This window comes from Amycolatopsis plumensis, assembly GCF_042652605.1.
Taxonomy (GTDB): domain Bacteria; phylum Actinomycetota; class Actinomycetes; order Mycobacteriales; family Pseudonocardiaceae; genus Amycolatopsis; species Amycolatopsis plumensis.
Window position 1 is genome coordinate 9,195,235 of the sequence record NZ_JBHSJY010000001.1, and the last position, 23,624, is coordinate 9,218,858.

At 71.0% G+C, this 23,624-nt stretch carries 23 protein-coding genes; 12 read left to right on the forward strand and 11 right to left on the reverse strand.

Translation table 11 applies throughout. From position 1 onward, the window contains the following. Window positions 1–116: 116 nt before the first annotated feature. The 4 genes from ACFPLC_RS44285 to infC all read right to left on the reverse strand — a co-directional run bounded on the left by ACFPLC_RS44285 (window position 117) and on the right by infC (window position 2,257). A complete protein-coding gene (locus tag ACFPLC_RS44285; RefSeq protein WP_378207843.1) occupies window positions 117–932 on the reverse strand; it encodes a TrmH family RNA methyltransferase in 816 nt (271 codons plus the stop codon). After that, the gene (gene rplT / locus ACFPLC_RS44290; protein WP_004559056.1) at window positions 929–1,306 is read right to left on the reverse strand and encodes a 50S ribosomal protein L20; all 378 of its coding nucleotides are present in this window, start codon (window positions 1,304–1,306) and stop codon (window positions 929–931) included. The genes ACFPLC_RS44285 and rplT overlap by 4 nt, the downstream gene beginning before the upstream one ends. 67 nt (window positions 1,307–1,373) lie before the next feature. After that, window positions 1,374–1,568, reverse strand: coding sequence for a 50S ribosomal protein L35 (rpmI, locus tag ACFPLC_RS44295; RefSeq protein WP_361102923.1), 195 nt, complete (start codon window positions 1,566–1,568; stop codon window positions 1,374–1,376). Window positions 1,569–1,636: 68 nt separating this feature from the next. Further along, window positions 1,637–2,257, reverse strand: coding sequence for a translation initiation factor IF-3 (gene infC, locus ACFPLC_RS44300; protein ID WP_086840451.1), 621 nt, complete (start codon window positions 2,255–2,257; stop codon window positions 1,637–1,639). 190 nt (window positions 2,258–2,447) lie between these two features. Between infC and ACFPLC_RS44305 the strand changes: the two genes are divergently transcribed. The 3 genes from ACFPLC_RS44305 (at window position 2,448) to ACFPLC_RS44315 (ending at window position 4,543) form a co-directional block, all read left to right on the forward strand. Then, complete coding sequence (locus ACFPLC_RS44305; protein WP_191313234.1) at window positions 2,448–2,807, forward strand: DUF1844 domain-containing protein; 360 nt, start codon at window positions 2,448–2,450, stop codon at window positions 2,805–2,807. A gap of 96 nt (window positions 2,808–2,903) precedes the next feature. After that, window positions 2,904–3,548: a GntR family transcriptional regulator gene (locus tag ACFPLC_RS44310; RefSeq protein ID WP_191313232.1), complete on the forward strand. Its 645-nt coding sequence runs from the start codon at window positions 2,904–2,906 to the stop codon at window positions 3,546–3,548. Continuing rightward, window positions 3,545–4,543: a 1-aminocyclopropane-1-carboxylate deaminase gene (locus ACFPLC_RS44315; protein WP_378190115.1), complete on the forward strand. Its 999-nt coding sequence runs from the start codon at window positions 3,545–3,547 to the stop codon at window positions 4,541–4,543. Before ACFPLC_RS44310 ends, ACFPLC_RS44315 begins: the two co-directional genes overlap by 4 nt. Window positions 4,544–4,558: 15 nt before the next feature. On the opposite strand, the gene ACFPLC_RS44320 is transcribed toward ACFPLC_RS44315, so the two are convergent. From ACFPLC_RS44320 to ACFPLC_RS44330, 3 genes are read right to left on the reverse strand one after another with little or no spacing between them, the layout of a single operon-like run. Continuing rightward, window positions 4,559–4,942: a RidA family protein gene (locus ACFPLC_RS44320; protein ID WP_364260593.1), complete on the reverse strand. Its 384-nt coding sequence runs from the start codon at window positions 4,940–4,942 to the stop codon at window positions 4,559–4,561. Further along, window positions 4,942–5,700: an IclR family transcriptional regulator gene (locus tag ACFPLC_RS44325; RefSeq protein WP_191313226.1), complete on the reverse strand. Its 759-nt coding sequence runs from the start codon at window positions 5,698–5,700 to the stop codon at window positions 4,942–4,944. Before ACFPLC_RS44325 ends, ACFPLC_RS44320 begins: the two co-directional genes overlap by 1 nt. Then, window positions 5,697–6,632: a sugar kinase gene (locus ACFPLC_RS44330; RefSeq protein ID WP_378190289.1), complete on the reverse strand. Its 936-nt coding sequence runs from the start codon at window positions 6,630–6,632 to the stop codon at window positions 5,697–5,699. Before ACFPLC_RS44330 ends, ACFPLC_RS44325 begins: the two co-directional genes overlap by 4 nt. 170 nt (window positions 6,633–6,802) lie before the next feature. Here ACFPLC_RS44330 and ACFPLC_RS44335 point away from each other — a divergent pair, with 170 nt between their 5' ends. Genes ACFPLC_RS44335 through ACFPLC_RS44370 form a run of 8 tightly spaced genes read left to right on the forward strand, consistent with a single transcriptional unit; the run spans window position 6,803 to window position 16,753 of the window. Continuing rightward, window positions 6,803–8,101: an amino acid deaminase gene (locus tag ACFPLC_RS44335; protein WP_378190117.1), complete on the forward strand. Its 1,299-nt coding sequence runs from the start codon at window positions 6,803–6,805 to the stop codon at window positions 8,099–8,101. Continuing rightward, window positions 8,101–9,696 (forward strand): N-acyl-D-amino-acid deacylase family protein, encoded by a 1,596-nt coding sequence (locus ACFPLC_RS44340; RefSeq protein ID WP_378190119.1) that lies wholly within the window; start codon window positions 8,101–8,103, stop codon window positions 9,694–9,696. The genes ACFPLC_RS44335 and ACFPLC_RS44340 overlap by 1 nt, the downstream gene beginning before the upstream one ends. Continuing rightward, window positions 9,693–11,081, forward strand: a complete 1,389-nt coding sequence (locus ACFPLC_RS44345) for a GntP family permease (RefSeq protein WP_378190121.1) — start codon at window positions 9,693–9,695, stop codon at window positions 11,079–11,081. The genes ACFPLC_RS44340 and ACFPLC_RS44345 overlap by 4 nt, the downstream gene beginning before the upstream one ends. 48 nt (window positions 11,082–11,129) lie before the next feature. Further along, window positions 11,130–12,254: a lactonase family protein gene (locus ACFPLC_RS44350; protein WP_378190122.1), complete on the forward strand. Its 1,125-nt coding sequence runs from the start codon at window positions 11,130–11,132 to the stop codon at window positions 12,252–12,254. A 60-nt stretch (window positions 12,255–12,314) separates the two neighbouring features. Continuing rightward, a complete protein-coding gene (locus ACFPLC_RS44355; protein ID WP_378190124.1) occupies window positions 12,315–13,598 on the forward strand; it encodes an extracellular solute-binding protein in 1,284 nt (427 codons plus the stop codon). Beyond that, window positions 13,598–14,545, forward strand: a complete 948-nt coding sequence (locus ACFPLC_RS44360) for a carbohydrate ABC transporter permease (protein ID WP_378190126.1) — start codon at window positions 13,598–13,600, stop codon at window positions 14,543–14,545. The genes ACFPLC_RS44355 and ACFPLC_RS44360 overlap by 1 nt, the downstream gene beginning before the upstream one ends. Beyond that, entirely contained in the window at window positions 14,536–15,384 is an 849-nt protein-coding gene (locus tag ACFPLC_RS44365; RefSeq protein WP_378190128.1) for a carbohydrate ABC transporter permease, read from the forward strand. Before ACFPLC_RS44360 ends, ACFPLC_RS44365 begins: the two co-directional genes overlap by 10 nt. Window position 15,385: 1 nt before the next feature. Continuing rightward, on the forward strand, window positions 15,386–16,753 hold the full coding sequence (locus tag ACFPLC_RS44370) for a beta-N-acetylhexosaminidase (RefSeq protein WP_378190130.1): 1,368 nt from the start codon (window positions 15,386–15,388) through the stop codon (window positions 16,751–16,753). Here the strand turns inward: ACFPLC_RS44370 and erm are convergent. From erm to ACFPLC_RS44390, 4 genes are all read right to left on the reverse strand, one after another. Continuing rightward, complete coding sequence (erm, locus tag ACFPLC_RS44375; protein WP_378190132.1) at window positions 16,750–17,481, reverse strand: 23S ribosomal RNA methyltransferase Erm; 732 nt, start codon at window positions 17,479–17,481, stop codon at window positions 16,750–16,752. The genes ACFPLC_RS44370 and erm overlap by 4 nt on opposite strands. Window positions 17,482–17,942: 461 nt before the next feature. Next, window positions 17,943–19,691 carry a M64 family metallopeptidase gene (locus ACFPLC_RS44380; protein ID WP_378190133.1) on the reverse strand — a complete coding sequence of 583 codons (1,749 nt, stop codon included), beginning with the start codon at window positions 19,689–19,691 and terminating at the stop codon, window positions 17,943–17,945. A 93-nt stretch (window positions 19,692–19,784) separates the two neighbouring features. After that, window positions 19,785–20,453, reverse strand: a complete 669-nt coding sequence (locus ACFPLC_RS44385; protein WP_176171321.1) for a response regulator — start codon at window positions 20,451–20,453, stop codon at window positions 19,785–19,787. Next, window positions 20,450–22,054 carry an ATP-binding protein gene (locus tag ACFPLC_RS44390; RefSeq protein WP_378190135.1) on the reverse strand — a complete coding sequence of 535 codons (1,605 nt, stop codon included), beginning with the start codon at window positions 22,052–22,054 and terminating at the stop codon, window positions 20,450–20,452. The genes ACFPLC_RS44385 and ACFPLC_RS44390 overlap by 4 nt, the downstream gene beginning before the upstream one ends. A gap of 126 nt (window positions 22,055–22,180) precedes the next feature. Between ACFPLC_RS44390 and ACFPLC_RS44395 the strand changes: the two genes are divergently transcribed. Next, window positions 22,181–23,524, forward strand: coding sequence for a cation:dicarboxylate symporter family transporter (locus ACFPLC_RS44395; RefSeq protein WP_378190137.1), 1,344 nt, complete (start codon window positions 22,181–22,183; stop codon window positions 23,522–23,524). Window positions 23,525–23,624 lie beyond the last annotated feature (100 nt).

Genomic DNA, 23,624 nt, shown 5'->3' on the forward strand with positions numbered 1-23,624 from the left:
CCGCACACGGCACGCGAGAGGTCAAAGGCGGGAAAAGTCTATGGGATCGGCTCCGCGCGGCCCCGGTCGCCCCGCAGGCTCCGCGCCGGTCCGGCCGGCGGCCCGGGCGGCGCTGGTCAGCGCCGCGCCGCCATCGCGCTGGTGTAGACGCAGACCGCCGCCGCGGTGGCCAGGTTGAGGCTCTCGGCGCGGCCGTACAGCGGGATCCGGACGGCGAGATCGGTGCGGTCGAGGACGTCCGCGGGCAGGCCGTGGGCCTCGTTGCCGAACACCCACGCCGTCGGCGCGGTGAGGTCCACCCGATCGAGCTCGGCGTCGGCGTAGCCGTGGGCGGCGAACGTCCGCAGGCCCGCGGCGGAGCAGGCGGCCAGCGCGGCCGGAACGTCGCGGACACGCGCGATCGGCAGGTGGAACAGGCTGCCGGCGGCCGCGCGGACGCACTTGCCGTTGTGCGGGTCGACCGTGTCGCCCGCCAGGACGACCGCGTCCGCGCCGGCCGCGTCGGCGACGCGGATGACCGTGCCCGCGTTGCCGGGATCGGCGACGTCCACCAGCACCACCACGAGCCGGGCGGCCGGGGTCACGGCTTCCTCGAGGGGCCGGTCCAGCAGCGCGCAGACGGCCACGATGCCCTGCGGCGTCACGGTTTCCGACAGGCCGTCGGCGGCGCGGTCGGTGATCGGCGAGACGCCGACGCCGGCCGCGCGGGCCGCGTCGACCAGGTCCGCGTGCTGCTCCGACGCCCGGGCGGTGACGAACAGCTCGTGCACCGTTCCCTCCGCCAACGCGGCCTCGACGGCGTTGGCGCCTTCGGCCAGGAACCGGCCGGTCTTGTCGCGTTCCGCGCGCCGCGTCAGCTTGCGCGCAGCAACGACCCGGGGGGTCCGTTCGGTGAACGGTTCCGCCCCGGGTCGTGGAAAGCTGCCGGTCAGGCCGACTTCGCTTCGCCGGTGTTGACGTTGGCCTTGGCGAGCTCGGCCAGCGCGGTGAAGGCGGCGGCGTCGTTGACGGCGAGGTCCGCGAGGATCTTGCGGTCGACCTCGACACCCGCGGCCTTGATGCCCTGGATGAACCGGTTGTAGGTCACGCCGTTGGCGCGAGCGGCCGCGTTGATGCGGGTGATCCACAGCTGGCGGAAGTCACCCTTGCGGGCACGGCGGTCCCGGTAGGCGTAGTTCAGCGAGTGAAGCGTCTGCTCCTTGGCCTTGCGGTACAGCCGCGAACGCTGGCCGCGGTAGCCGCTGGCCAGTTCGAGAGTTGCGCGACGCTTCTTCTGGGCGTTGACCGCCCGCTTGACGCGTGCCACGGGTCCATCCTGTCGATCTCAGGGGGCGAGGGGGACGCCCCGGGTGGTTACAGCAAGTTCTGCGGGATCAGATGCCGAGCAGGCGCTTGACGCGGCCGACCTCGGTCTTCGACACCTCGGTGGTGCCCTCGAGACGGCGGGTGACGCGGCTGGACTTCTTCTCCATGCGGTGGCGCCGGCCGGTCATCTGGCGGCGCAGCTTGCCCGAACCCGTCTTGCGGATCCGCTTGGACGTCCCGCTGTGGGTCTTCATCTTCGGCATTTCTGTCCTCTTTCGTGCGGCGGCTCACCGGAGAAACCGGTGAGCCGCTGACTCGTGCTGGTCGGCGCCTACGCCTCGGGGGCCTGCTCGGGGGCGGGCTCGGCCTTGGCCTTCGGCTTCACGTTCTTGTGCGGGGCCAGCACCATGATCATGTTGCGGCCGTCCTGCTTGGCCGACGACTCGACGAAGCCGAGCTCGGTGACGTCCTCGGCGAGCTTCTGCAGCAGCCGGTAGCCGAGCTCCGGCCGGGACTGCTCGCGGCCGCGGAACATGATCGTGACCTTGACCTTGTTGCCCGCCGCCAGGAAGCGCGACACGTGACCCTTCTTGGTCTCGTAGTCGTGCTGGTCGATCTTGGGGCGCAGCTTCTGTTCCTTGATGACGGTCAGCTGCTGGTTGCGCCGCGATTCGCGGGCCTTCTGCGCGCTCTCGTACTTGAACTTGCCGAAGTCCATGAGCTTGCACACCGGCGGGCGGGCCTGCGGCGCGACCTCGACGAGGTCGAGGTCGTTCTCCTGCGCCAGGCGCAGCGCATCCTCGATCCGGACGATGCCGACCTGTTCGCCGGCGGGTCCGACGAGACGGACCTCCGGCACCCGGATTCGGTCGTTGATGCGTGTCTCGGAGCTGATGGGGCCTCCTTGGTCCGAGGAATGTTTCCTGTTCTCGTTTCGACCTGGTGCCCACATAGCGAAGGCCCCGACACCGTCTCGGTGCGCGGGGCCCACTCTGTTTCCGATCGTGCCCCGGAGGACACTCCTTCACCCTGGACGGGTGAGACCGGACCCGGCCACCTGTACGGTGACGCGGGTGGGAGCGGGGCTCCACTTGCCGCCCCCGATCACTCGGGGGCTGGTCGCACGTGGAAGGGTACCAGACGTGTCAGAACAACCCTCCGAACAGCCCCCTTATTCCCCCGAAGCCCGCCACCTGGAGGACATCCCCAGCGTGGAGGTGATCAGCCGCGCGGCGGTGATGCTGCTGTCGGCCGGCGCCGAGCGGCTCGGCCTCGCCGACGCCGACCCGGCGACCTCCCCGCACCGCGACCTCGACGAAGCGCGGCGGCTGATCACCGCGCTCGCCGGGCTCGTGACCGCGTCTGCGGAGTACCTGGGCCTGCACGCCGGGCCGTTGCGGGATGGTCTGCAGTCGCTGCAGAAGGCGTTCCGGGAGGCTTCGGCCGTGCCGGACGAGCCCGGGCAGGGGCCTGGGGAGAAGTACACCGGCCCGGTCTACTGACCACCGGCTTCAAGCGCTCCAAGGCGGCCTTGGTTGCGTCTGACGCACCGAGGGCCGCCTTGGAGCGCTTGTGGACCAGCCTTCGCGACATCTAACATGTTAGATGTGAGTCTCTCGAAGGTCACCCGCCCGCTCCTCCGCGACGAGGCCTACGACCGGATCCGCCGGGCGATCGTCGACGGCACCCTGCCGCCCGGCACCCCCCTGCGCGACGGCGACCTCGCCGACCAGCTCGGGCTCTCGAAAGCTCCCGTCCGGGACGCCCTCCGCCGCCTCACCGACGACGGGCTCGTCGACCAGAAGCCCCAGAGCTACACGCGCGTCTCCGACGTCATGTCCCCCGACGTGCTCGACGCCCGCGAGATCGTCCGGGTGCTGCACGAGTTCGCCGTCCGCCAGGCCGCCGCGAAGTGCCGCCCGGCCGACATCGCCGCCATGCGGGCGGCCAACGACCGGTTCGCCGAAGCCATCGTGGCCCGGGACATCGCGGCCGCCGTGCAGGCGGACGACGAGCTGCACGACGTCCCGGTCCGGCTGGCCGGCAACGCCGCCGTCGCCGCGACCCTCGACCGCTACACCCCGCTGCTGCGCCGCCTCGAGCACGCCCGGTTCAGCTCGACGCTCGCCTGGAACTCCGTCGAGCGCCACACGAAGCTCATCGACGCGCTGGAGAAGCACGACACCGAAACCGCCGTCGCGGTGATCTCGACCATCTGGACCGAACTGCTGGAGGACCGATGACCCTCGCCGACTTCCCCCGCTACCCGCTGCTGTTCGGCCCGTCGCCGGTCCACCCGCTGGACCGACTGACCGCCCACCTCGGCGGCGCGCGGATCTGGGCCAAGCGCGAGGACGTGAACTCCGGCCTCGCGTTCGGCGGGAACAAGACCCGCAAGCTGGAGTACCTCGTCGCCGACGCACTCGAGCAGGGCGCCGACACGCTCGTCTCCATCGGCGGCGTCCAGTCCAACCACACCCGCCAGGTCGCCGCCGCCGCGGCGCGGGCCGGACTGAAGGCCGTGCTGGTGCAGGAAAGCTGGGTCGACTGGCACGACCCGCTCTACGACAAGGTCGGCAACATCCAGCTCTCGCGCATCCTCGGCGCCGACGTCCGGCTCGTCGAGGCCGGCTTCGGCATCGGCTTCAAGGAGGCGTGGGAGAACGCCGTCGCTGAGGTCGAAGAGCGCGGCGGGAAGCCCTACGCCATCCCGGCCGGCGCGTCGGACCACCGGCTCGGCGGGCTCGGCTTCGCGAACTGGATCGTGGAACTCGAGAAGCAGGAAGAAGAACTCGGTGTCTTCTTCGACACCGTCGTCGTCTGCTCGGTCACCGGCAGCACCCAGGGCGGGATGGTCGCCGGGACCGCGCTGAGCGGCAAGCCGCGCCGGATCCTCGGCATCGATGCGTCCGCCAAGCCCGCAGAAACACGGGAGCAGGTCACCCGCATCGCGCGCAACACCGCCGAACTGATCGGCGCCGGGGAAATCCCCGACGTCGAACTCGACGACCGCTACCACGCCGGGATCTACGGCATCCCGGACAAGTCCACAGTAGACGCCATCGAGACGTGCGCCCGGCTGGAAGGCATGATCACCGACCCGGTGTACGAGGGCAAGTCGATGGCCGGGCTCATCGACCTCGTCACGAACGGCGAGATTCCGCGCGATGCGAACGTCCTCTACGCCCACCTCGGCGGGCAGCCGGCCCTGAACGGCTACACGAGCGTCCTGGGCTGACCGCCCGCCGAAGGCTCAGTCCAGCACGCAGAGCACGTCGATCTCGACGAGCAGCTCGCCCGGGAGACCGACGTACACCGTCGTGCGGGCGGCGTGCGGCGCGTCGCCGATCAGCTCGTTGTAGACCTCGTTGAACGGCGCGAAGTGCGCGGTGTCGGTCAGGTACACCCGGACCATGATCGCGTCCGCGAGGCTCGAGCCCGCTTCCGCCAGCACGGCCTCGATGTTCTTGAACGTCTGCCGGGTCTGGCCCGCGACGTCGTCGCCGACGATCGCGCCGGTCGCCGGGTCGAAGGCGACCTGGCCGGCGACCTGCAGCAGGTTCCCCTTGCGGACGGCCTGCGAGAACTTCGCCGGCGGCTTCGGCGCGTTCTCGGTGGAAACTGCCGTCTTGCTCATCAGTGCCCCTTTCCGTTCTCCGTCCATCCGCTGTGGACGGAAGCTTCCTTCGTGGCGGCCCGCAGCTCGGGCACCAGCGCCAGCAGGCCGTCGTAATCGAGCAGCACCTTCGGCACCGACATCGACGCGGCGGCCAGCACCTCGCCGCCGGTCCCCCGGACCGGCGCCGCGATGCAGTGGATGAAGTCCTCGTGCTCGGCGTTGTCGACGGCGTACCCGCGCTGGGCCACACGCTCCAGCTCCGCCAGGTATTCCGCGGGCGTGGTGATCGTGTTCGGCGTCCGCACCGGGTATTCGATCGACCGCGCGATCTCCTCGCGGCGGGCCACGGGCATCGCGGCGACCAGCACCTTCCCCACCGCCGTGCAGTGCAGCGGCGCGCGCTTGCCGATGCGCGAGTACATCCGCACCGAGTGCCGGCCCTCGAACTTGTCGATGTAGACGACTTCGCCATCCTCGTAGCTGGCCAGGTGGACGGTGTGCCCGGTGCGCTCGTTGAGGGCGGCCAGCGCGGGGTGGGCGCTGCGCCGGACGTCGAAGGAGTCCAGGGCTTGGTTGGCGAGGTCGAACATGGCGCTGCCCAGCCGGTAATGCCGGGCACCTTCGCGGCGGACGAAGTGGTGCTGCTCGAGGGTGCGCAGCAGCCGCAGCACCGTCGACTTGTGCACGCCGATCTCGTCGGCGAGGTCGTCGAGGGTGCGCGCGTCCTGCGCGATCGAGGTCAGCAACGTCAGCGCGCGGTCCAAGCTCTGGCTCATGGGAGCACCACGCCCTCTCCGGTCAGCCGCACCGAACGCCACTCGTCCGGGTCCGCGTGCAGCAGGGTATCCACGACCTCCCGCGGCAGCGGCACCCCGACGTCGTCGTGCGTGAGCAGGGTGACCGCGGCCTGCAGGTGCCCCTGCCGCAGCCGTTCCAGTGGCGTGGCGCCGCGCAGGGTCGCGGCGAGGAACCCGGCGGCGAACGCGTCACCCGCACCGACCGGCTCGACGACGTCGACCTTCAGCGCGGGCGCGAACAGCGGCTCGCCCTCGACCAGTGTGGCGCCGCGCTCGCCGTGCTTGACCACGAGTGTGCGCGGCCCCGGCAGCAACGCCCGCAGCTGTTCCGGGTCGCCGGTTCCCCAGACCCGCTGGGCCTCGTCGTCGCCGGTCAGGACGATGTCGGCCTGCGCGGCCAGTTCGGCGAGCAGGCCGGGGTCGCGGCCGGCCCACAGCGCGGGCCGCAGGTTGACGTCGAACGAGATCAGCCGGTCGCCGCGGGGCAGGGCCAGCAGCGCCCGCACCAGGGCCAGGCAGCTGTCCGACAGCGCGGGCGTGATGCCGGACAGGTGCAGCACGCGGACGCCGTCGAGATCGAGCCGGTCCAGCAGCTCGGGCCCCATCCCGGACGCGGCCGAGCCCGCCCGGTAGTAGCGCACGGGACTGCCGCCGGCGCCGCTTTCCTTGACGTAGAGCCCGGTCGGGCGCAGCGGGTCGACGGAACACGCGCTGACGTCGACGCCGTGGGAGGCGACCTCGCGCAGCATCGCCCGGCCGAACGGGTCGTCGCCGACCGCGCTCACCCAGCCGCTGCGCACCCCGAGCGTCGGCAGGTTGCAGGCCACGTTCGATTCGGCGCCGCCGATGGTGCGCACCCAGTGCTTCACCTCGTCCGGCGGGCCGGGTTCGGCGGGCACGAACAGCGCCATCGTCTCGCCCACGCACAACACCTCGGGCCCGCTCGTCACTTTCCGTCTCCCTGCCCTTCACCCCGTTGACCTGTGGCGACCCGGATGCTACACCTATGACACTCAAAATGCGCAACAGTCGTTGCAAGATACGCAACACTGCACCATTCGCAACACAGAGGTCGCCGCCGATGAACCCTTGCCAGATGGACCCCGCCGCGCTCGCCGCCCTCCGCCAGGAGCGGATCGACTGGCGCTTCCGCTCGGCCGCTCCCGCGCTGTCCGGGCTCACGCTGGACGAGGCCGCGGACCGCAGGCTGAACCTGTTCACCGACGGGTTCTTCGCGCCCTTCGTCGTCCTGGACGAAGACGCGCTCGAACACAACCTGCGGACGATGGCCGCGTGGTGCGCCGCCCGGGGTGTGGTGCTCGCGCCACACGGCAAGACGACCATGGCACCGCAGCTGTTCGCGCGCCAGATCGAGCACGGCGCGTGGGGTGTGACCTGCGCGAACGCCGGTCACCTCCGGATCTACCGCGCCTTCGGGGTCTCGCGGATCCTGCTGGCCAACCAGTTCCTCGACCCGTCGGGCCTGCGCTGGCTGGCCGCCGAGCTGGCGGCGGATCCGGCGTTCGAGTTCGTCTGCTGGGCCGACTCGGTCCGCGGGGTCGAGCTGATGACCGCGGCCCTCGAAGGGGCCGAACGCCCGGTGGACGTCCTGGTCGAGCTGGGCGCCGACGGCGGCCGCACCGGCGTCCGCGACACCGCCACCGCGCTGGCGATCGCCGAAGCGGTCCACGCGAGCCCGGCGCTGCGCCTGCGCGGCACCGGCGGCTACGAAGGCGCGTTGTCGCACGACACCGACGAAGCCGCGCTCGCCAAGATCAGTTCCTATGTGGACGGCCTGCGCGACCTGGCGATCTCGTTCGCGGACAAGGGACTCCTGAACGGGCAGATCATCGTCACCGCCGGCGGCAGCGCCTACTTCGACCAGGTCGCGAACGAGCTGCCGAAGCCGTGGCCGGACGGTCTCGACGTGCTGCCGGTGCTGCGCAGCGGCGCCTACCTCACCCACGACGACGGCTTCTACCGCCAGATCTCCCCGCTCGGCGACCACCCGCGCATCGACGGCGTCGACTCCTTCCGGCCCGCGCTGCGAGCGTGGGCTCAGGTGACGTCGAAGCCGTCGGACGAGCTCGCGCTGCTCACCCTCGGCAAGCGGGACGCGTCCTTCGACGAGGGCATGCCCGAGCCGCAGCTGCGCCGGACGCCGGACGGCCCCGCCGACCCCCTCGAAGGCCACGTCGTCGCGAAGATGAACGACCAGCACGCGTTCCTCACGCTGCCGCCGGGCTCGCCGGTCGAGGTCGGCGACTGGATCGGGCTCGGCCTCTCGCACCCGTGCACGGTGTTCGACAAGTGGCCGCTGCTGCCGGTGACCGCGGCCGACGGCGAAACCGTCGTCGACTACGTCCGGACGTGGTTCTGATGGACGTCGTCGTCCGGAACGCGCTGGTCGCCGACGGCACCGGTGCGCCGCTCGCCCGCCACGACGTCGGCATCACCGACGGGAGGATCGCGGACGTCGCCGCCCCTGGCTCGCTCACCGGCGGCCGGACCGTCGACGCCGACGGGCTCGTGCTCGCACCCGGGTTCATCGACATGCACTCGCACTCCGACCTGCAGCTGCTGGCCAACCCGGAGCACCCGGCGAAGATCACCCAGGGCGTGACGACCGAGGTCCTCGGCCAGGACGGCCTCTCGTACGCGCCGGTCGACGACGTCGTGCTCGACGCCCTGCGGCAGCAGCTCGCGGGCTGGAACGACGACCCGGCGGGGTTCGACTGGAACTGGCGGTCCGTCGGTGAGTACCTCGACCGGCTGGACCGGGGCATCGCCGTCAACGCCGCCTACCTCGTGCCGCAGGGCACGGTCCGGATGCTCGCCGTCGGCTGGGACGACCGCCCGGCCACGGAGGCCGAGCTGGACCGAATGAAGGAACTGGTGGCGACCGGTCTGCGCGAAGGCGCGATGGGGATGTCGTCCGGCCTCACCTACACGCCCGGGATGTACGCGGAGACGAGCGAGCTGGTCGAGCTGTGCCGGGTGGTCGGCGAGCTGGGCGGGTTCTACAGCCCGCACCACCGCAGCTACGGCAAGGGCGCCCTCGAAGCCTTCGCCGAGATGATCGACGTCTCGCGAAGGTCGGGCTGCCCCCTGCACCTGGCCCACGCGACGATGAACTTCTCGGTCAACAAGGGCAAGGCGCCCGACCTGCTGAAGCTGCTGGACGACGCCCTCGCCGACGGCTGCGACATCTCCCTCGACACGTATCCGTACCTGCCGGGCGCGACCTACCTGAGCGCGCTGCTACCGAGCTGGGCCACCGAAGGCGGGCTGGACGCCACCCTCGCTCGGCTGTCCGATGTGGACGAGCGTGAGCGGATCCGCGCCGAGATCGAAGAGTCCGGTTCGGACGGTGCGCACGGCGTCCCGATCGATTGGGACGCCATCGAAATCAACGGCGTCCGCAACGAGGACAACGCCCATCTCGTCGGACACAGCGTTGCCGCGTCGGCGCGCACGCACGGCATCGAACCGGCGAAGCTGTACTTCGACACCCTGCTCGACGAACGGCTCGGGACGTCGTGCCTGATGCACGTCGGGCACGAAGAGAACGTCCAGGCCATCATGCGGCACGCCACGCACACCGGCGGCAGCGACGGGCTGCTCGTCGGCGCCCGGCCGCACCCGCGGGCCTGGGGCACGTTCCCCCGCTACCTGGCCCGGTACGTCCGCGAACTGGGCGTGCTGGACCTCGCCGAGTGCGTCGCCCACCTGACCGGGCGGGCCGCGCGGCGGCTGCGGCTGGCCGACCGCGGCCTGGTCCGCGCCGGGTACGCCGCCGACCTGGTGCTGTTCGACCCCGAAACGATCACCGACACCGCCACCTTCGACGATCCCCGGCAGCCTGCCGCCGGGATCACCCACGTCTTCGTCAACGGCGTCGCCGCCCTCGACGACGGAAGTCCCACCGGCGCCCTCGCCGGACACTCCCTGCGCAACCCCCGGAGAGCCGCATGATCCACTGGCTGCAACACACCACGGGCGGGCTGCTGACGCTCGCCGCCGTCTCGATCGCCGTCCTGCTGGTGCTGATCATCAAGCTGAAGCTGGAGCCGTTCATCGCGCTGATCGTCGTCGGCCTGCTGACGGCGCTGGCCGCCGGCCTGCCCGTCGGGACGATCGTCGGCTCGGCCCAGAAGGCGTCGGACTCCCTGCTGGAAAAGGGGTTCGGCAGCATCCTCGGGCACATCACGGCGATCATCGGCCTCGGCACGATCCTCGGCTCGATCCTGGAACGCTCGGGCGGCGCGAAGGTGCTGACCGGGGCGCTGCTGCGGTCGTTCGGCGAGAAGCGGGCGCCGCTGGCCATGGGTGTCGCCGGGTTCGTCTTCGGCATCCCGGTGTTCTTCGACATCGGCATCTTCGTGCTGGCCCCGCTGGTCTACGTCGCCGCGAAGCAGGGCGGCAAGTCGCTGGTGCTGTACGCGATGCCGCTGCTGGCCGGCCTGTCGATCACGCACGCCTTCCTGCCGCCGCACCCCGGTCCGGTGGCCGCCGCCGGGCTGCTGCACGTCGAGCTGGGCTGGATCATCCTGATGGGCCTGGCCTGCGGGATCCCGGCGTTCCTCATCGGTGGCGTGCTCTATTCGACGTGGATCGGCAAGCGCATCACGGTCGAGGTGCCCGAGGACATGGTGTTCGCCGAAGAGGAGGGCGAGCGCGAGGAGAACCCGCCGTCGCTGGGCCTGGTCGCGGCGATCATCGCCGTGCCGCTGGTGCTGATCCTGGCCGGCACGTTCGGCAGCATCTGGCTGCCGAAGGGGTCCGCGCTCGCCGGTGTCGCCGCGTTCGTCGGGACGCCCGCGGTCGCGCTGACCGTCGCCGTGCTGCTCGCGTCCTGGCTGCTGGGCCTGCGGCGCGGGTTCACCGGCAAGGACCTCAACGAGCTGGCCGCCAAGTCGCTGCGGCCGGTGGCGATGATCCTGCTGGTCGTCGGCGCGGGCGCGTTCTTCGGCGCGGTGCTGTCGGCGACCGGGATCGGCAAGGCCGTGGCCGACTCGCTGCACGACGCCGGGCTGCCGGTGCTGCTCGCGGCGTACGTCATCAGCTGCGGCATGCGGATCGCGCAGGGCTCGGCCACCGTCGCCATCGTGACCACCAGCGGCATCATCGCGCCGACCGTGGCCCAGCTCGGATATTCGCAGATCCAGCTCGCCCTGCTGGTGATGGCGATCTCGGCCGGTTCGATCATCGCCTCGCACGTCAACGACGGCGGCTTCTGGATCGTTTCGCGGTACTTCAACCTGACCGTGCCGCAGACGCTGAAGTCCTGGACCGCGCTGGAAACCGTGCTTTCCCTTTCGGGATTCGGGGTTTCGGCATTGCTCATGGCCGTGGTCTAGACCATACTGGAGCCTGTCACCGCCGAAACCCGTTGGGAGACAAAGACGATGACCGGACTCACCCGTCGTACGTTCCTCGGCGCTGCGGCCGGCGCGGGCGCCGCCACCGTTCTCGGCAGCCAGGTCGCGTCGGCCGCCACCACGCCGAAAGGCTGCTTCGCCGGAGGAACCGTGTACATCGGCAGTTACACCAGCGGGGCGACCGGGCACGGGCTCGACGTCACGAGCCGGTCCGGCGCCGCGCTGAACCCCGTCCGCACGGTGCCCGGCATCACCGACACCTCCTGGTTCGACCGCGGTGCCGACGGCAAGACGCTGTACGTGACCAACGAAGGCGACCCGAACGGGTACGTCTCGGCGCTGAACATCGCCGACCCCGCGAACCCGAAGCTGCTCAACAAGGTTTCGTCCAAGGGTGGTGCACCGACGCACCTCAGCGTGCACTCGAGCGGGAAGTACGTGCTGGCCGCGAACTACAGCTCGGGCAGCGTCGTCGTGCTGCCGATCCTGGCCGGCGGCAAGCTCGGCGCGGCCACGGACCTCGTCACCCACCACGGCGCCGAGCGGGACGCGCACGCGCACCAGGTCGTCAACGACCCGACCGGCCGCTGGGTGCTGGCGGTCGACCTCGGCGCCGACTCGGTGTACGTCTACGGCTTCGCCGCCGGGAAGCTTTCGCTGCACCAGCAGCTGAAGCTGCCCTCGGGTGCGGGGCCGCGGCACCTCGCGTTCGACCGCACCGGGAAGTTCGCCTACATCCTCGGCGAGCTGCGGGCGGAGGTGACGGTGGCGAGCTGGGACGCGGCCGCCGGGAAGCTGACGGCGCTCTCGGTCGTCCCGGCCGTGCCCGCCGGGAGCACCGGCGAGCTGTACCCGGGCGAAATCATCCTGTCGCGGGACGGGAAGTTCGCCTACGCCACCGTCCGCGGCCCCAACACGCTGGCCACCTTCTCCGTTTCCGCCGCCTCGCTGAAGCTGGTGTCGACCGTGCCGACCGGCGGCAACTGGCCGCGGCACGTGGCGCTCGACCCCACCGAAGGCTGGTTCTACGTCTCGAACCAGCGCTCCGGCACCGTCACCTGGCTGCCGCGCGACCCGGCCACCGGCCTGCCCGGCGCGGTCGCCGGGAGCCTCGCCGTCGGCAGCGTCAACTCCGTCTACTTCGCCTCGTGAGTGCGTAACAGTGTTAGAACACTGTTACGCACTCACGAGGGTATCCACGGGAGGTTCCTCATGAGACTGCGCCGCACCCTGCCCGTCGTCGCCGGGCTGGCCCTGCTGGCCGGCTGCGCCCCCACCCAGTCCGCCCCCGCGGGCGGCGGCGGGGACGACAAGACCGGCACCGTCCGCGTCTGGCTGTTCGACGAAGCCAACCGCGCGCCCAAGGAGGCCGCGGTCAAGGAGGCGATCACCGAGTTCAAGGCGGCCCACCAGGGCGTCGAGGTCGACGTCCAGTGGGTGCCGGTCGAAGGCCGCGCCGACAAGTTCTCGGGTGCCTTCAACGACCCGGCCAACGCCCCGGACGTCGCCGAGTTCGGCAACACCGACGTCTCCAACTACGCGGCCACCGGCGCGCTGGCCGACCTGACCGGGGACCTCGCGGCGTGGCCCGAGGGCAAGGACCTCATCCCGACCGTGCTGGACACTGCGAAATCCGGCGGCCAGACCTACGGCCTGCCCTGGTACACCGGCATCCGCGCGCTCTACTACCGCACCGACGTCTTCACCGAGCTCGGCCTCAAGCCCCCGGCGACGCTGGCCGAGCTGACCGACACCGCCCGCCGGATCCGGGCGGCCAAGCCGGACCTCTACGGCATTTCCGTCGGCGGCAAGTACACCTACGCGATGCTGCCCTTCCTCTGGGCCAACGGCGGGGAGCTGGCGCAGGAGCAGGGCGGCAAGTGGACGTCGGCGGTCACCGGTGAGCAGGCCAAGGCCGGCGTCACGCAGTACGCGAACCTGCTCAAGGACGACATCTGCCCGCCGGCGCAGTGCGCGAACCTGACCGGCACGCAGAGCGTCACGGCGTTCGCCGGCGGCAAGGCCGGGATGACGATCGGCGGCGACTTCAACCGCAAGGCCGTCGAGCAGGGCGCGGTGAAGGGCAAGTACGCCGTCGTGCCGATCCCGGGAACCACCGCGGGCAGCACCGCGCCCGCGTTCGCCGGCGGCAACCTGCTGGGCGTGTTCAAGGCGAGCAAGCACCGCAGCCTGGCGCTGCAGTTCGTCGAGCTGCTCGGCGGCGCGAAGTACCAGGAGAAGATGTACACCGCGATGGGCAACCTGCCGACGCTGGGCAGCGTGCAGCAGAAGCTGGCCGCGAACGACCCGTTCCTCAAGCCGTTCGTCGACACGCTCAAGGCGGGCACGAAGTTCGTCCCGGCGACTCCGGCGTGGTCGAAGATCGACAGCCAGAACGTGCTGCCGACGGCCGTGCAGCAGATCGCCACCGGCGGCAAGGACCCGGCGGCGGCTCTGGCCGACGCGGCCGCCGCGATGAACAAGGCCTTCGGCTAGTGGTGACGCTCCAGGAGTCCCCTCCCGTCGCGGCGCCCGCGCGGCGGCCGCGGCGGAAGGGGGACGGCCGGGCCGCCGCGCTCTACCTCGCCCCGGCGGGCATCCTGCTCGCCGCGCTGCTGGCCTACCCGATCTACCAGCTCATCCTGATTTCGTTCTACGACTACGGCCAGCCGCAGGCCGCAGGCAACGCGCCACTGGTGTTCCTCGGCTTCGCGAACTACGCGGACCTGCTGTCGCAAGCGCAGTTCTGGACCGTGCTCGGCAAGACCGTCGGGTTCGCCGCGGCCTGCGTCGTCGGTTCGCTCATCGTCGGCACCGGACTCGCGGTGCTGGCTTCGCGGGTGCGCTCGCTGCCGCGGATGCTGCTGTTCCTGGCCGCGCTGGGTGCCTGGTCGACCCCGGCGATCGCGGGCTCCTACGTCTGGCTGTTCCTCTTCGACACCGACTTCGGCCTGGTCAACGAGGTGCTGTCGGGCCTGGGCCTGCCGTTCGAGCACCACTCGTGGACGTTCGGCACGCTCGGCGCGTTCGGGCTGGTCGCGGCCGAGGTGATCTGGTGCTCGTTCCCCTTCGTGCTGGTCACCATGTACGCCGGGATCAAGGGCGTCCCGGACGAGGTGCTTGAGGCGGCGTCGCTCGACGGCGCGTCGGCCTGGCGCACGACGTGGACGATCGTGCTGCCCATGGTGCGGCCGCTGCTGATGATCGCCACCGTCCAGTGCATCATCTGGGACTTCAAGGTGTTCACCCAGATCTACGTGATGACCAACGGCGGCGGCGTGGCCGGGCGCAACCTGGTCCTCAACGTGTATGCGTACCAACAGGCTTTCGCCGGGCAGGAGTACGGCCTCGGCTCGGCGATCGGAGTCGTGATGACGCTGTTGCTGCTGTCGGTCACCGGGCTGTACGTCCGGACGCAACGCCGGAGTGCGGCATGGCTGTGAAACGCCCTGGGCGGCTGATCGCCGAAGTCGTCACCGTCGTGATCGCCGGGATCGTCGCGTTCCCGCTGTACTGGATGGTGCTGTCGGCGGTGAAGCCGGCGGGCGAGATCCAGTCGGCTTCACCGAAGCCGTGGACGCTGAATCCGTCGTTCGACAGCTTTTCGCGCGTGCTCACCGTGTCGGGCTTCGGGCGGTACTTCATCAACAGCCTGGTCGTCGCCCTGGTCGTCGTGGCGTTGTCGCTGCTGCTGTCCTTCCTGTCGGCGGTGGCTCTGACACGGTTTCGCTTCCGCGGGCGCACGGTGCTGCTGGTGATGACGCTGGTCGCCCAGATGGTGCCGGTGGAGGCGCTGACCATCCCGCTGTTCTTCCTGATGCGATCCCTCGGCGGGGCGGTACCGGCGCTCGGGCTCAACGAACTGGGTTCGCTGGTGCTGGTCCACCTGGCGTTCAGCCTGCCGTTCGCGATCTGGATGCTGCGGGGCTTCGTCGCCGCGGTGCCGGTGGAACTCGAAGAGGCAGCGAAGCTCGACGGCGCGTCGCGGGTGCGGTTCACCTGGCAGATCCTGTTCCCGCTGGTGGCGCCCGGGCTCGTGGCGGTGAGTGTGCTCGCGTTCATCCACGCCTGGAACGACTTCCTGTTCGCCAAGACGTTCATCGTGTCCAAGACCGAGAACCAGACGCTGCCGCAGGCGATCCTGGTGTTCTTCAAACCGGAGGACACCGACTGGGGCGCGGTGATGGCGTCGTCGACGCTGATGACGATCCCGGTGCTGGTGTTCTTCGTCCTCGTCCAACGACGGCTGGTGTCCGGCATGGCCGGCGCCGTGAAGGGCTGACATGGCTTTCGACACCCTGCTCCCCCGTCCGGTCTCGGTGACCCCCGCGCCGGGTTCCTGCCCGTGGCCGTCCACAGTGGACGTCCGGCCTGCTTCGCTGCCGCCGGAGGGGTACCGGCTCTCGATTTCCCCGTCCGGTGTCGTCCTGGAGGTCGCGGACGCCGCCGGCGAGGTCTACGGGCGGGAGACGCTGCGGCAGCTGGCGGGCCCGGCCGCGTTCCGGGCGGCCGGGTTCACGCCGTCGTCGCTGCCCTGCGGGGTCGTCGAGGACCACCCGCGGTTCGGGTGGCGCGGCTGCCTGCTCGACGTCGCCCGGCACTTCCGGACCAAGGCGGAGGTGCTGCGGTTCGTCGACCTGCTGGCCGCGCACAAGCTGAACGTGCTGAACCTGCACCTCACCGACGACCAGGGCTGGCGGTTCGAGGTTCCGGCGTTCCCCCGGCTGACCTCGGTGGGCGGCTGGCGGCCGTCGTCGATGGTCGGCAGCGGGGGCGCGCAGGACGGCCGGCCGCACGGCGGGTTCTACACGGGTGACGACCTGCGGGAGATCGTCGCCTACGCCGCTTCGCGGGCTGTCACGGTGGTGCCCGAGATCGATATCCCGGGACACGCGCGAGCGGCGCTGGCGGCTTATCCCTCCTTGGGTGACTCTTCGTCCTACGAAGTCTGGGACTCCTGGGGCATCAGCACTTCGCTGCTTTCGCCCAGCTCGTCCACTTTGGACTTCTTCCGGCAGGTGTTCGACCACCTGCTGGAGATCTTCCCGTCCCCGGTGATCGCACTGGGCGGCGACGAGACGCCGGGCGCCACCGACGAGCACCGCAAGTTCGTCCGCCTGCTGGCCGAGCACCTGGTGGCGCGCGGGCGGACGCCGATGGGCTGGGACGAGGTCCTCGACATCGACGGTCTCCCCCCGATGGTGATCGGCGCCTGGCGCAACGAAGACGCGGGCGTGCGGGCGGCTTCGGCGGGGCACGACGTGGTGATGTGCCCGGAGCAGCACGTCTACCTCGACCACCGGCAGTCCGCGGACCCCGGCGAGCCGATCCCGGTGGGGTGGGTCCACACGCTGGAGGACGTGTACGCGTATTCGCCGGCGCTGGAGGGCCCGCGACTGCGCGGCGTTCAGGCCCAGGTGTGGAGCGAGCACCTGGACAGCGTCCGGCGGGTGGACTACATGGCTTTCCCGCGGCTGTCGGCGTTCGCGGAGGTGGCCTGGAGTTCCGGGCCGCGGGACTACACGGAGTTCCTGCCACGGCTGCGCGACCACCATCTGCCGCGGCTGGATGCGCTCGGGGTGGAGTACCGGCCGCTGGACGGGCCGCACCCCTGGCAGACCCGGCCGGGGGTGCCGGGCCGGCCGCGCTAGCCGTGCCACAGTGCCGCCCACTGGCTGGGGCTGAGGTCGCGCGGCAGGGCCGACGGCGGGATCCCGGCGGCCTTCAGGGCGGCGCGCCGTCGTTTCGGGAGGATCTCGCCGATCCCGCGGCCGCGTCCGGTGAAGACCGCGCGGACGAACTGTTCGTAGTCCGCGCGCTCGGCCGGATCGACGAGCGGTTCACGCCGCCGGACGACGGTCAGGAGTCCGCCGTCGACGCCGGGTTTCGGCCGGAAGGCGTCGGCCGGGACGCGGCCGTGCAGGGCGAAGCCGAACCAGGGCGCGGTCTGGGCGGTCAGCATGGTGCGGCCGCCGACGCCCGCGCGTTTGCGGGCCACCTCCCACTGGGTGAGGAGGATCGCGTCGTTCCAGCTGCCGTCGGTGAGCAGCCGCCGCAGGATCGGGGTGGTGAGGTGGAACGGCAGGTTGCCGACGACGACCGGCCGGTCCAGCGGGATCCGCAGGGCATCGCCCTGAACCACGGACACCGACGGCAGCCGGCGCCGCAGCCGGCGCACCCGGTGCTCGTCGAGGTCGACGGCCCGGACGTCACGGCCGAGCGCCGCGAGCTGCCGGGTGATCGCGCCATCGCCGGCGCCGATCTCGAGGATCGGGCCTTCGGTCCGACGCACGAGCCGGACGATCGTGTGGATGGTGGCGGGGTGGTGCAGGAAGTTCTGGCCGAGCTCATGGCGGCCGCCATGGACGGAGCGGGACAAGGGAGGCACTCCAGACTTACGGAATGGAGCACCCGGGGATGGTCACTCGACCGCCTCCGGGTGCCGGGGCATCCGGAAGTACGGCGCGATCGGATCTTCAGCGAGACGCGCCGTCAGGCGCGGCGGGGCCGCTGAGTCTTACGCCCGCAGGCGGGCATCCACAATGTTCCCATGGGCGCGGACTTTACAAGCCCGCGGTCACTGCGGCGACCGATTTACGGCAGCGTCACCGTGACGGGGGGTCGGCCGGCCGTCGTCACAATCGCGGCTTCGGGGTGGTGGACGCTGAACTGCCAGTCGACTCGGGGTACCCCGACTTGTAGCGACCGACCTCGCCGGAAACTCCCCCGCCCTCCCTGGGGGGCGTCCCCAAGTCCAGTCTATCGGCCGCCGCCGACAAACCCGGCCGGCAACCGGTCAGCGGGCGCAGTAGTCCACAGCCGCCGCCGGATGGGGACAGCTCACGGCAGCAGCGTCACCGTGACCGACTTCGCCGGGCCCACGTTCCCCGCCGCATCGATCGACCGGTACTCGATCCGGTGCATGCCATACCCCGGCTTCCGCTCCGAGAACGGCGACACCGTCAGCCCGCCGTCGCCCAGGTTGCCGTACGCCAGCCTGTCGATCTCCGTGCCCCGCGGCGTGAACAGGTACGGCGCGTTCGGGTCCGTCGGCCAGCCGTAGTACTTGTGCCAGCCGTCGCCGTCGACGCGGAACTCCGGCATTCCGTCGGGCGAGGACAGCCGCATCGTGAACGAACCGTGGTACACCGTTCCCGGGGGCAGCTCCGCTGTCGTCGCCGGGCCGGTCGCGTCCACCGTCCACGTCACCGTCGTGCCGCCGGTTGTCGCCGTGAGCCGGTGGGAGCCGCGGGGTGCGTCGAGGGCGAAGTCGGGGCCCGTTCCGGCGAAGCGGCCGTCGAGCGTCCACCGGACCTGCGGGATCGAGCCGGTCGGCTCGCCGGTTTCGACGTACACCACGTCGTGGCCGCCGACCGGGCGTGAGGTCGGCGTCGAGGCCACCACCGCCGGGCCACCCGCCGGGGGTGTGACCACCGACGTGTCGACCGTCCAGGTGCGCGTCGCGGCGGGCCGGACCGCCGGGTCGCGGACGAACGGCGTTGGGTCGGTCACTGTGGCCGTCAACGTGTGGCGGCCGGGCCGGACGTGCGCGGTCCGCAGGTCGACCGCCTCGCGGCCGGGCAGCGCCACGCCGTCGAGGGTCCAGCGGATGTCCAGCCGGTGGCTCGCCGGGTGCATCGGCCGCACCCACACGACACGGTCGGCGCCGATCGTCCCCGCCGGGGTGCCGCCCGCGATGAGCGGGACCTTCGCCGCGATCCGCTGCGTCATCCGCTCGCGGCCGACCTGGTCGAACGCGTACCCGAGCGTCTTCATCATCGAGTGCTCGCTCGGCCGCCAGACCCCGGTCTGGGTGTACAGGCCGCCTTCGAAACGGCCGATCCGGCCACCGGACTCGCTCGGCTCGCCCAGCCAGCGCCACCACTTCGCGTGCTGGGCACGCATCTGCGGCTCGGTGAGCAACGTGTGGTGGACCGAGTCGGGCTCGCCGCCTTCATACGCGCCACCGGGGACATTGCGCGCGTAGTAGTCGTACTCGTCGTCGAGGCCGCCGAGGGAATGGCCGAGCTCGTGCGGCGAGATCAGCGCGGACAGGGCGTTCCCGCCGGACGCCGTCGCGTAGGTGCCACCCGCGCCGCCGTACGTGGCGCTGTTGCCCAGCGCCAGGATCTGGCGGTTCGCGCGAGTCGTGCCGGACACGAGATCGGCGTACCGCTGGGCGGCCGCGTCGTCGACGGTCAGCAGCCGCTGGACGCTCTGCGGGTTGCAGCCGCCCCAGAACCCCATGTTCAGCGGGGTGTCCCGCTTCGGCGCGTCGAGGCCGGGATCACAGTCCACACCGGACTCGGGCGAGGCGATCGAGACGGCGTAGACGTTGAAGTAGCTGCGGTAGGACTTGAACGGCTCGAGCGACCACAGGGTGCTGACGTGCCGCTCGACGTCGGCGAAGAACTTCGGCTGCTCGGCGGCGGTGTAGCCGTCCCCGAGCACGACGAGGTTGAACCGCTGGGCGACCGGCCCGGTGACCTGCACCTCGGTGACGGTGGCCGTGGGCTCGGCCGCCTGCGCCGGGGCGGCCGTTCCCAGGGCAAGCACGAACGCTGCGACGAACCCGGCCCACTTCCGCATGGCGGCACTCCCCTGGTCGGTGATCTTCTCGGTCTACCGCACCGGAAGCGGCACGGGAACCGCCAGAAGTCGGCTGCCGCAGAGTATAGGCCGTTATACGCGAGTCAGGCGGTACCAGACCTCCGGGCGCCCGACCTGGCCGTAGTGCGGCTCGCGGTGAGCCATCCCGTTGTCCGCCAAGTACTCCAGGTACCTCCGGGCCGTCACGCGGGAGGCACCGATCGCCGAAGCCGCCGCGCCCGCGGAAAGTCCTTCCGCCGCGCCGGAAAGGGCGTCGGTGATCGCCTCCAGCGTCTGGACGCTCATCCCCTTGGGCAACGGCGGCTGCTCGGTCGTGCGCAGCGCGCCGAGGGCGCGGTCGATCTCCGCCTGGCCGGTGACCTCGCCGGACGCGTCGCGGAATTCCGCGTAGCGCTCGAGCTTTTCGCGCAGCGTCGCGAAGGTGAAGGGCTTGAGCAGGTACTGCACCACCCCGACCGACACCGCCGCCTTCACCAGACCGAGGTCGCGCGCCGACGTCACGGCGATGACGTCGATCGGCAGGCCGGCCGCGCGCAGGGACCGGCAGACCGCCAGGCCGTGCGTGTCCGGCAGGTAGAAATCCAGCAGCACCAGGTCGACCGGCTCGCGCTCGCAGAACCGCAGTGCCTCGCCGCCGGAGTGGACCACGCCGGCCACGGCGAACCCGGGGAGCCGCTCGACGTACACGCGGTGGGCCTCGGCGGCCACCGGCTCGTCCTCGACGACCAGCACGCGGATCACCGGGCCACCGCCTGCCGCGGCAGCCGCACGGTGAACACCGCGCCCTCGTCCCGTCCGATGTCGACCGTGCCGCCGTAGCGGCGCACCGCCTGCCCGACGAGCGCGAGACCGAGCCCGTGGCCGTCCTCCGCCTTCGTCGACCACCCGCGCCGGAACACGTCGGCGTCCTCGGGCACCCCGGGGCCGTTGTCGGCCACGCGCAGCAGCAGGCCGTCCTCGTCGGAGCGGGCGGTGACGACGACCTTCGGGTGCCCGGTGCCGCGCACGGCCGCGTCGAGGCCGTTGTCGATCAGGTTCCCCAGGATGGTCACCAGGTCCCGGGCCTCGATCCCGAGCGAGACGTCGTCGATGACGGTGTCCGGGGTGACCGTCAGCTCGACCCCGCGCTCGCTCGCCTCGGCCGCCTTGCCCAGCAGCAGCGCGGCGAGCACCGGCTCGGCGACGGCACCGACGACCCGGTCGGTCAGCTCCTGGGCGAACGCCAGCTCCGCCGTGGCAAACTCGACGGCCTGCTCGGGTTTGCCGATCTCCACGAGGGAAACGACCGTGTGCAGCCGGTTCGCCGCCTCGTGCGCCTGCGACCGCAGCGCCTCGGCGAGACCGCGGGCGGTGGTCAGCTCGCCGGTCAGCGACTGCAGTTCGGTGTGGTCGCGCAGGACGACGACGGTGCCCTGCGCCCGCCCGCCCGAGCGGACTGCGTTCGTGCTGACCAGCAGCACGCGGGAGTCCGTCAAGTGCAGTTCCTCCGCCCGGTTCTCCGCCGACGTGAACGCCTCGGCCAGCCCGTCCGGCAGGCCCAGCGTCGCCAGGTCGCGGCCGACCGGGTCGGTGTCGAGGCCGAGGAGCGTGCGGGCGCCGTCGTTGCAGAGGCCGATCCGCCCGTCACGGCCGACGAGCAGCACGCCTTCGCGGACCGAGTGCAGCACGGCCTCGTGGTACTCGAAGAGGTTGCTCAGCTCGTCCGGCGCGACACCCCGGGTCTGGCGCCGCAACCGGGCGCTGATCAGCCAGCCGCCCAGCGCCCCGACCAGCAGGACCGCGCCCGCCACGCCGAACAGCGGCCACAGCCGTTCGCGCAGCTCGGCCGAGATCGCCGCGACCTTGATCCCGACCGCGACCAGCGCGACGACCCGGTGGCCGGCGTCGAACACCGGGACGACCGTGCGCACCGACGGGCCGAGTGAGCCGGTGTAGGTCTCGGTGAGGTCGTGGCCCTGCTGGGCCTGGGCGATGGTCCCGATGTAGCGCTGCCCGATCAGCGCCGGGGTCGGGTGGGTGTAGCGGATCCCGGCGGGGCTCATGATCGTGATGAAGTCGACGTCGGTGTCGTCCTGCACGCGCAGCGCGAACGGCTGCAGCGTGGCGCTCGGGTCCGGCGTGGTCACCGCGGCGACGACGGTCGGCGCGTCGGCGACGGTCCGGGCGATCGCGCTCACCTGATCCTCGGCGTTCTGCTCGACCGCGTGCCGCGCGTCCAGCCAGGCGAAGGTGATCCCGGCGCCGGCCAGCACGCAGAGCACCGCCAGCTGCAGCACGAGCAGCTGGCGCGCCAGGCTCCAACGGGACCGCACGGTCGGGGGCACCTCCTCATACCAGCACATCGCGCGGGCGGCTGTCCGAACGGGACGGTGCGATCATCACACGAACTCAATGAACACAAGTGAGCCGGATCACCGGACTCGGCCTACAGTGTGCCGCAACCCGAACACCCCTAGCTGGAGGCAACGGTGCCTACACCGACCCCCGACGCGGCGCCGCGCCGCCGCGACAAGACCCACTACCTGTACCTGGCCGTGATCGTCGCGGTCCTGCTCGGGATCCTGGTGGGCTTTCTCTTCCCCGGTTTCGCCAAGGGCCTCAAGCCGCTGGGCGACGGGTTCGTCAACCTGATCAAGATGATGATCTCGCCGATCATCTTCTGCACCATCGTGATCGGTGTCGGCTCGGTCGCTAAGGCGGCGAAGGTCGGCAAGGTCGGCATCATGGCGCTGGTCTACTTCATCGTGATGTCGACGTTCGCGCTCGCCATCGGCCTGGTCGTCGGCAACCTGCTGCACCCGGGCGAGGGGCTGCACCTCAACCCCGCCGACGTGAAGAGCGTCCAGAAGTCCGCCACCGGCGCCGACGGCCCGGTCGACTTCCTGCTCCACATCATCCCGAAGACGCTCGTGTCCGCCTTCACCGAGGGCCAGGTCCTGCAGACGCTGCTCGTCGCGCTGCTCGTCGGCTTCGCGCTGCAGAAGCTGGGACCGAAGGGCGCGCCGATCCTGCGCGGTGTCGAGCACATCCAGCGGCTGGTGTTCCGCATCCTGGCGATGATCATGTGGGCCGCGCCGATCGGTGCGTTCGGCGCGATCGCCGCGGTGGTCGGCGCGACCGGCTGGGCGGCGCTGAAGAGCCTCGCCGTGATCATGATCGGCTTCTACGCGACCTGCCTGGTGTTCGTGTTCGTCGTCCTCGGCCTGGTGCTGTGGCTCGGCGCGCGGGTGAACATCTGGCACCTGCTGCGCTACCTCGGCCGCGAGTTCCTGCTGATCCTCTCGACGTCGTCGTCGGAATCGGCGCTGCCGCGGCTGATCGCGAAGATGGAGCACCTCGGGGTCGGCAAGTCGGTCGTCGGCATCACCGTGCCGACCGGGTACTCGTTCAACCTGGACGGCACGGCGATCTACCTGACCATGGCGACGTTGTTCATCGCCGCGGCGCAGGACGAGCCGCTGTCGATCGGCGCGCAGATCGGCCTGCTCGTGTTCATGATCATCGCGTCGAAGGGTGCCGCGGGGGTCAGCGGTTCCGGCATCGCGACCCTGGCCAGCGGCCTGCAGTCGCACCGGCCGGAACTGGTCAACGGCGTCGGCTTCATCCTCGGCATCGACCGGTTCATGTCCGAGGCCCGCGCGCTGACCAACTTCGCCGGCAACGCCGTCGCGACCGTCCTCATCGGAAATTGGACGAAGGAATTCGACCGCGACCAGGCGGAACGCGTGTTCGCCGGGACCGCGCCGTTCGACGAAGCCACGTTGATCGACGAGGAGCGGCAACCCGAGCCCGAGGAAGTCGCCGCCAAGTAACACGTTCGTGCTCACGCCCCGCTGAGCACGAGCCACCGCGGGCCGCGGTGCGAGTCTCCCCGACCTCGCACCGCGGCCCGTTCCACTTTGCGCGGCAAAG

Bases quoted from the DNA above. Each gene is read 5' to 3' on its own strand.
- ACFPLC_RS44345 (WP_378190121.1), top strand. From the start codon at position 9,693: ATGATCCACTGGCTGCAACACACCACGGGCGGGCTGCTGACGCTCGCC.
- ACFPLC_RS44380 (WP_378190133.1), bottom strand. From the start codon at position 19,691: ATGCGGAAGTGGGCCGGGTTCGTCGCAGCGTTCGTGCTTGCCCTGGGA.
- ACFPLC_RS44315 (WP_378190115.1), top strand. From the start codon at position 3,545: ATGACCCTCGCCGACTTCCCCCGCTACCCGCTGCTGTTCGGCCCGTCG.
- ACFPLC_RS44355 (WP_378190124.1), top strand. From the start codon at position 12,315: ATGAGACTGCGCCGCACCCTGCCCGTCGTCGCCGGGCTGGCCCTGCTG.
- ACFPLC_RS44390 (WP_378190135.1), bottom strand. From the start codon at position 22,054: ATGTGCTGGTATGAGGAGGTGCCCCCGACCGTGCGGTCCCGTTGGAGC.
- infC (WP_086840451.1), bottom strand. From the start codon at position 2,257: ATGTGGGCACCAGGTCGAAACGAGAACAGGAAACATTCCTCGGACCAA.
- ACFPLC_RS44370 (WP_378190130.1), top strand. From the start codon at position 15,386: ATGGCTTTCGACACCCTGCTCCCCCGTCCGGTCTCGGTGACCCCCGCG.
- ACFPLC_RS44335 (WP_378190117.1), top strand. From the start codon at position 6,803: ATGAACCCTTGCCAGATGGACCCCGCCGCGCTCGCCGCCCTCCGCCAG.
- ACFPLC_RS44365 (WP_378190128.1), top strand. From the start codon at position 14,536: ATGGCTGTGAAACGCCCTGGGCGGCTGATCGCCGAAGTCGTCACCGTC.
- rpmI (WP_361102923.1), bottom strand. From the start codon at position 1,568: ATGCCGAAGATGAAGACCCACAGCGGGACGTCCAAGCGGATCCGCAAG.
- ACFPLC_RS44330 (WP_378190289.1), bottom strand. From the start codon at position 6,632: ATGGCGCTGTTCGTGCCCGCCGAACCCGGCCCGCCGGACGAGGTGAAG.
- ACFPLC_RS44350 (WP_378190122.1), top strand. From the start codon at position 11,130: ATGACCGGACTCACCCGTCGTACGTTCCTCGGCGCTGCGGCCGGCGCG.
- ACFPLC_RS44340 (WP_378190119.1), top strand. From the start codon at position 8,101: ATGGACGTCGTCGTCCGGAACGCGCTGGTCGCCGACGGCACCGGTGCG.
- ACFPLC_RS44310 (WP_191313232.1), top strand. From the start codon at position 2,904: ATGTTAGATGTGAGTCTCTCGAAGGTCACCCGCCCGCTCCTCCGCGAC.
- ACFPLC_RS44320 (WP_364260593.1), bottom strand. From the start codon at position 4,942: ATGAGCAAGACGGCAGTTTCCACCGAGAACGCGCCGAAGCCGCCGGCG.
- ACFPLC_RS44325 (WP_191313226.1), bottom strand. From the start codon at position 5,700: ATGAGCCAGAGCTTGGACCGCGCGCTGACGTTGCTGACCTCGATCGCG.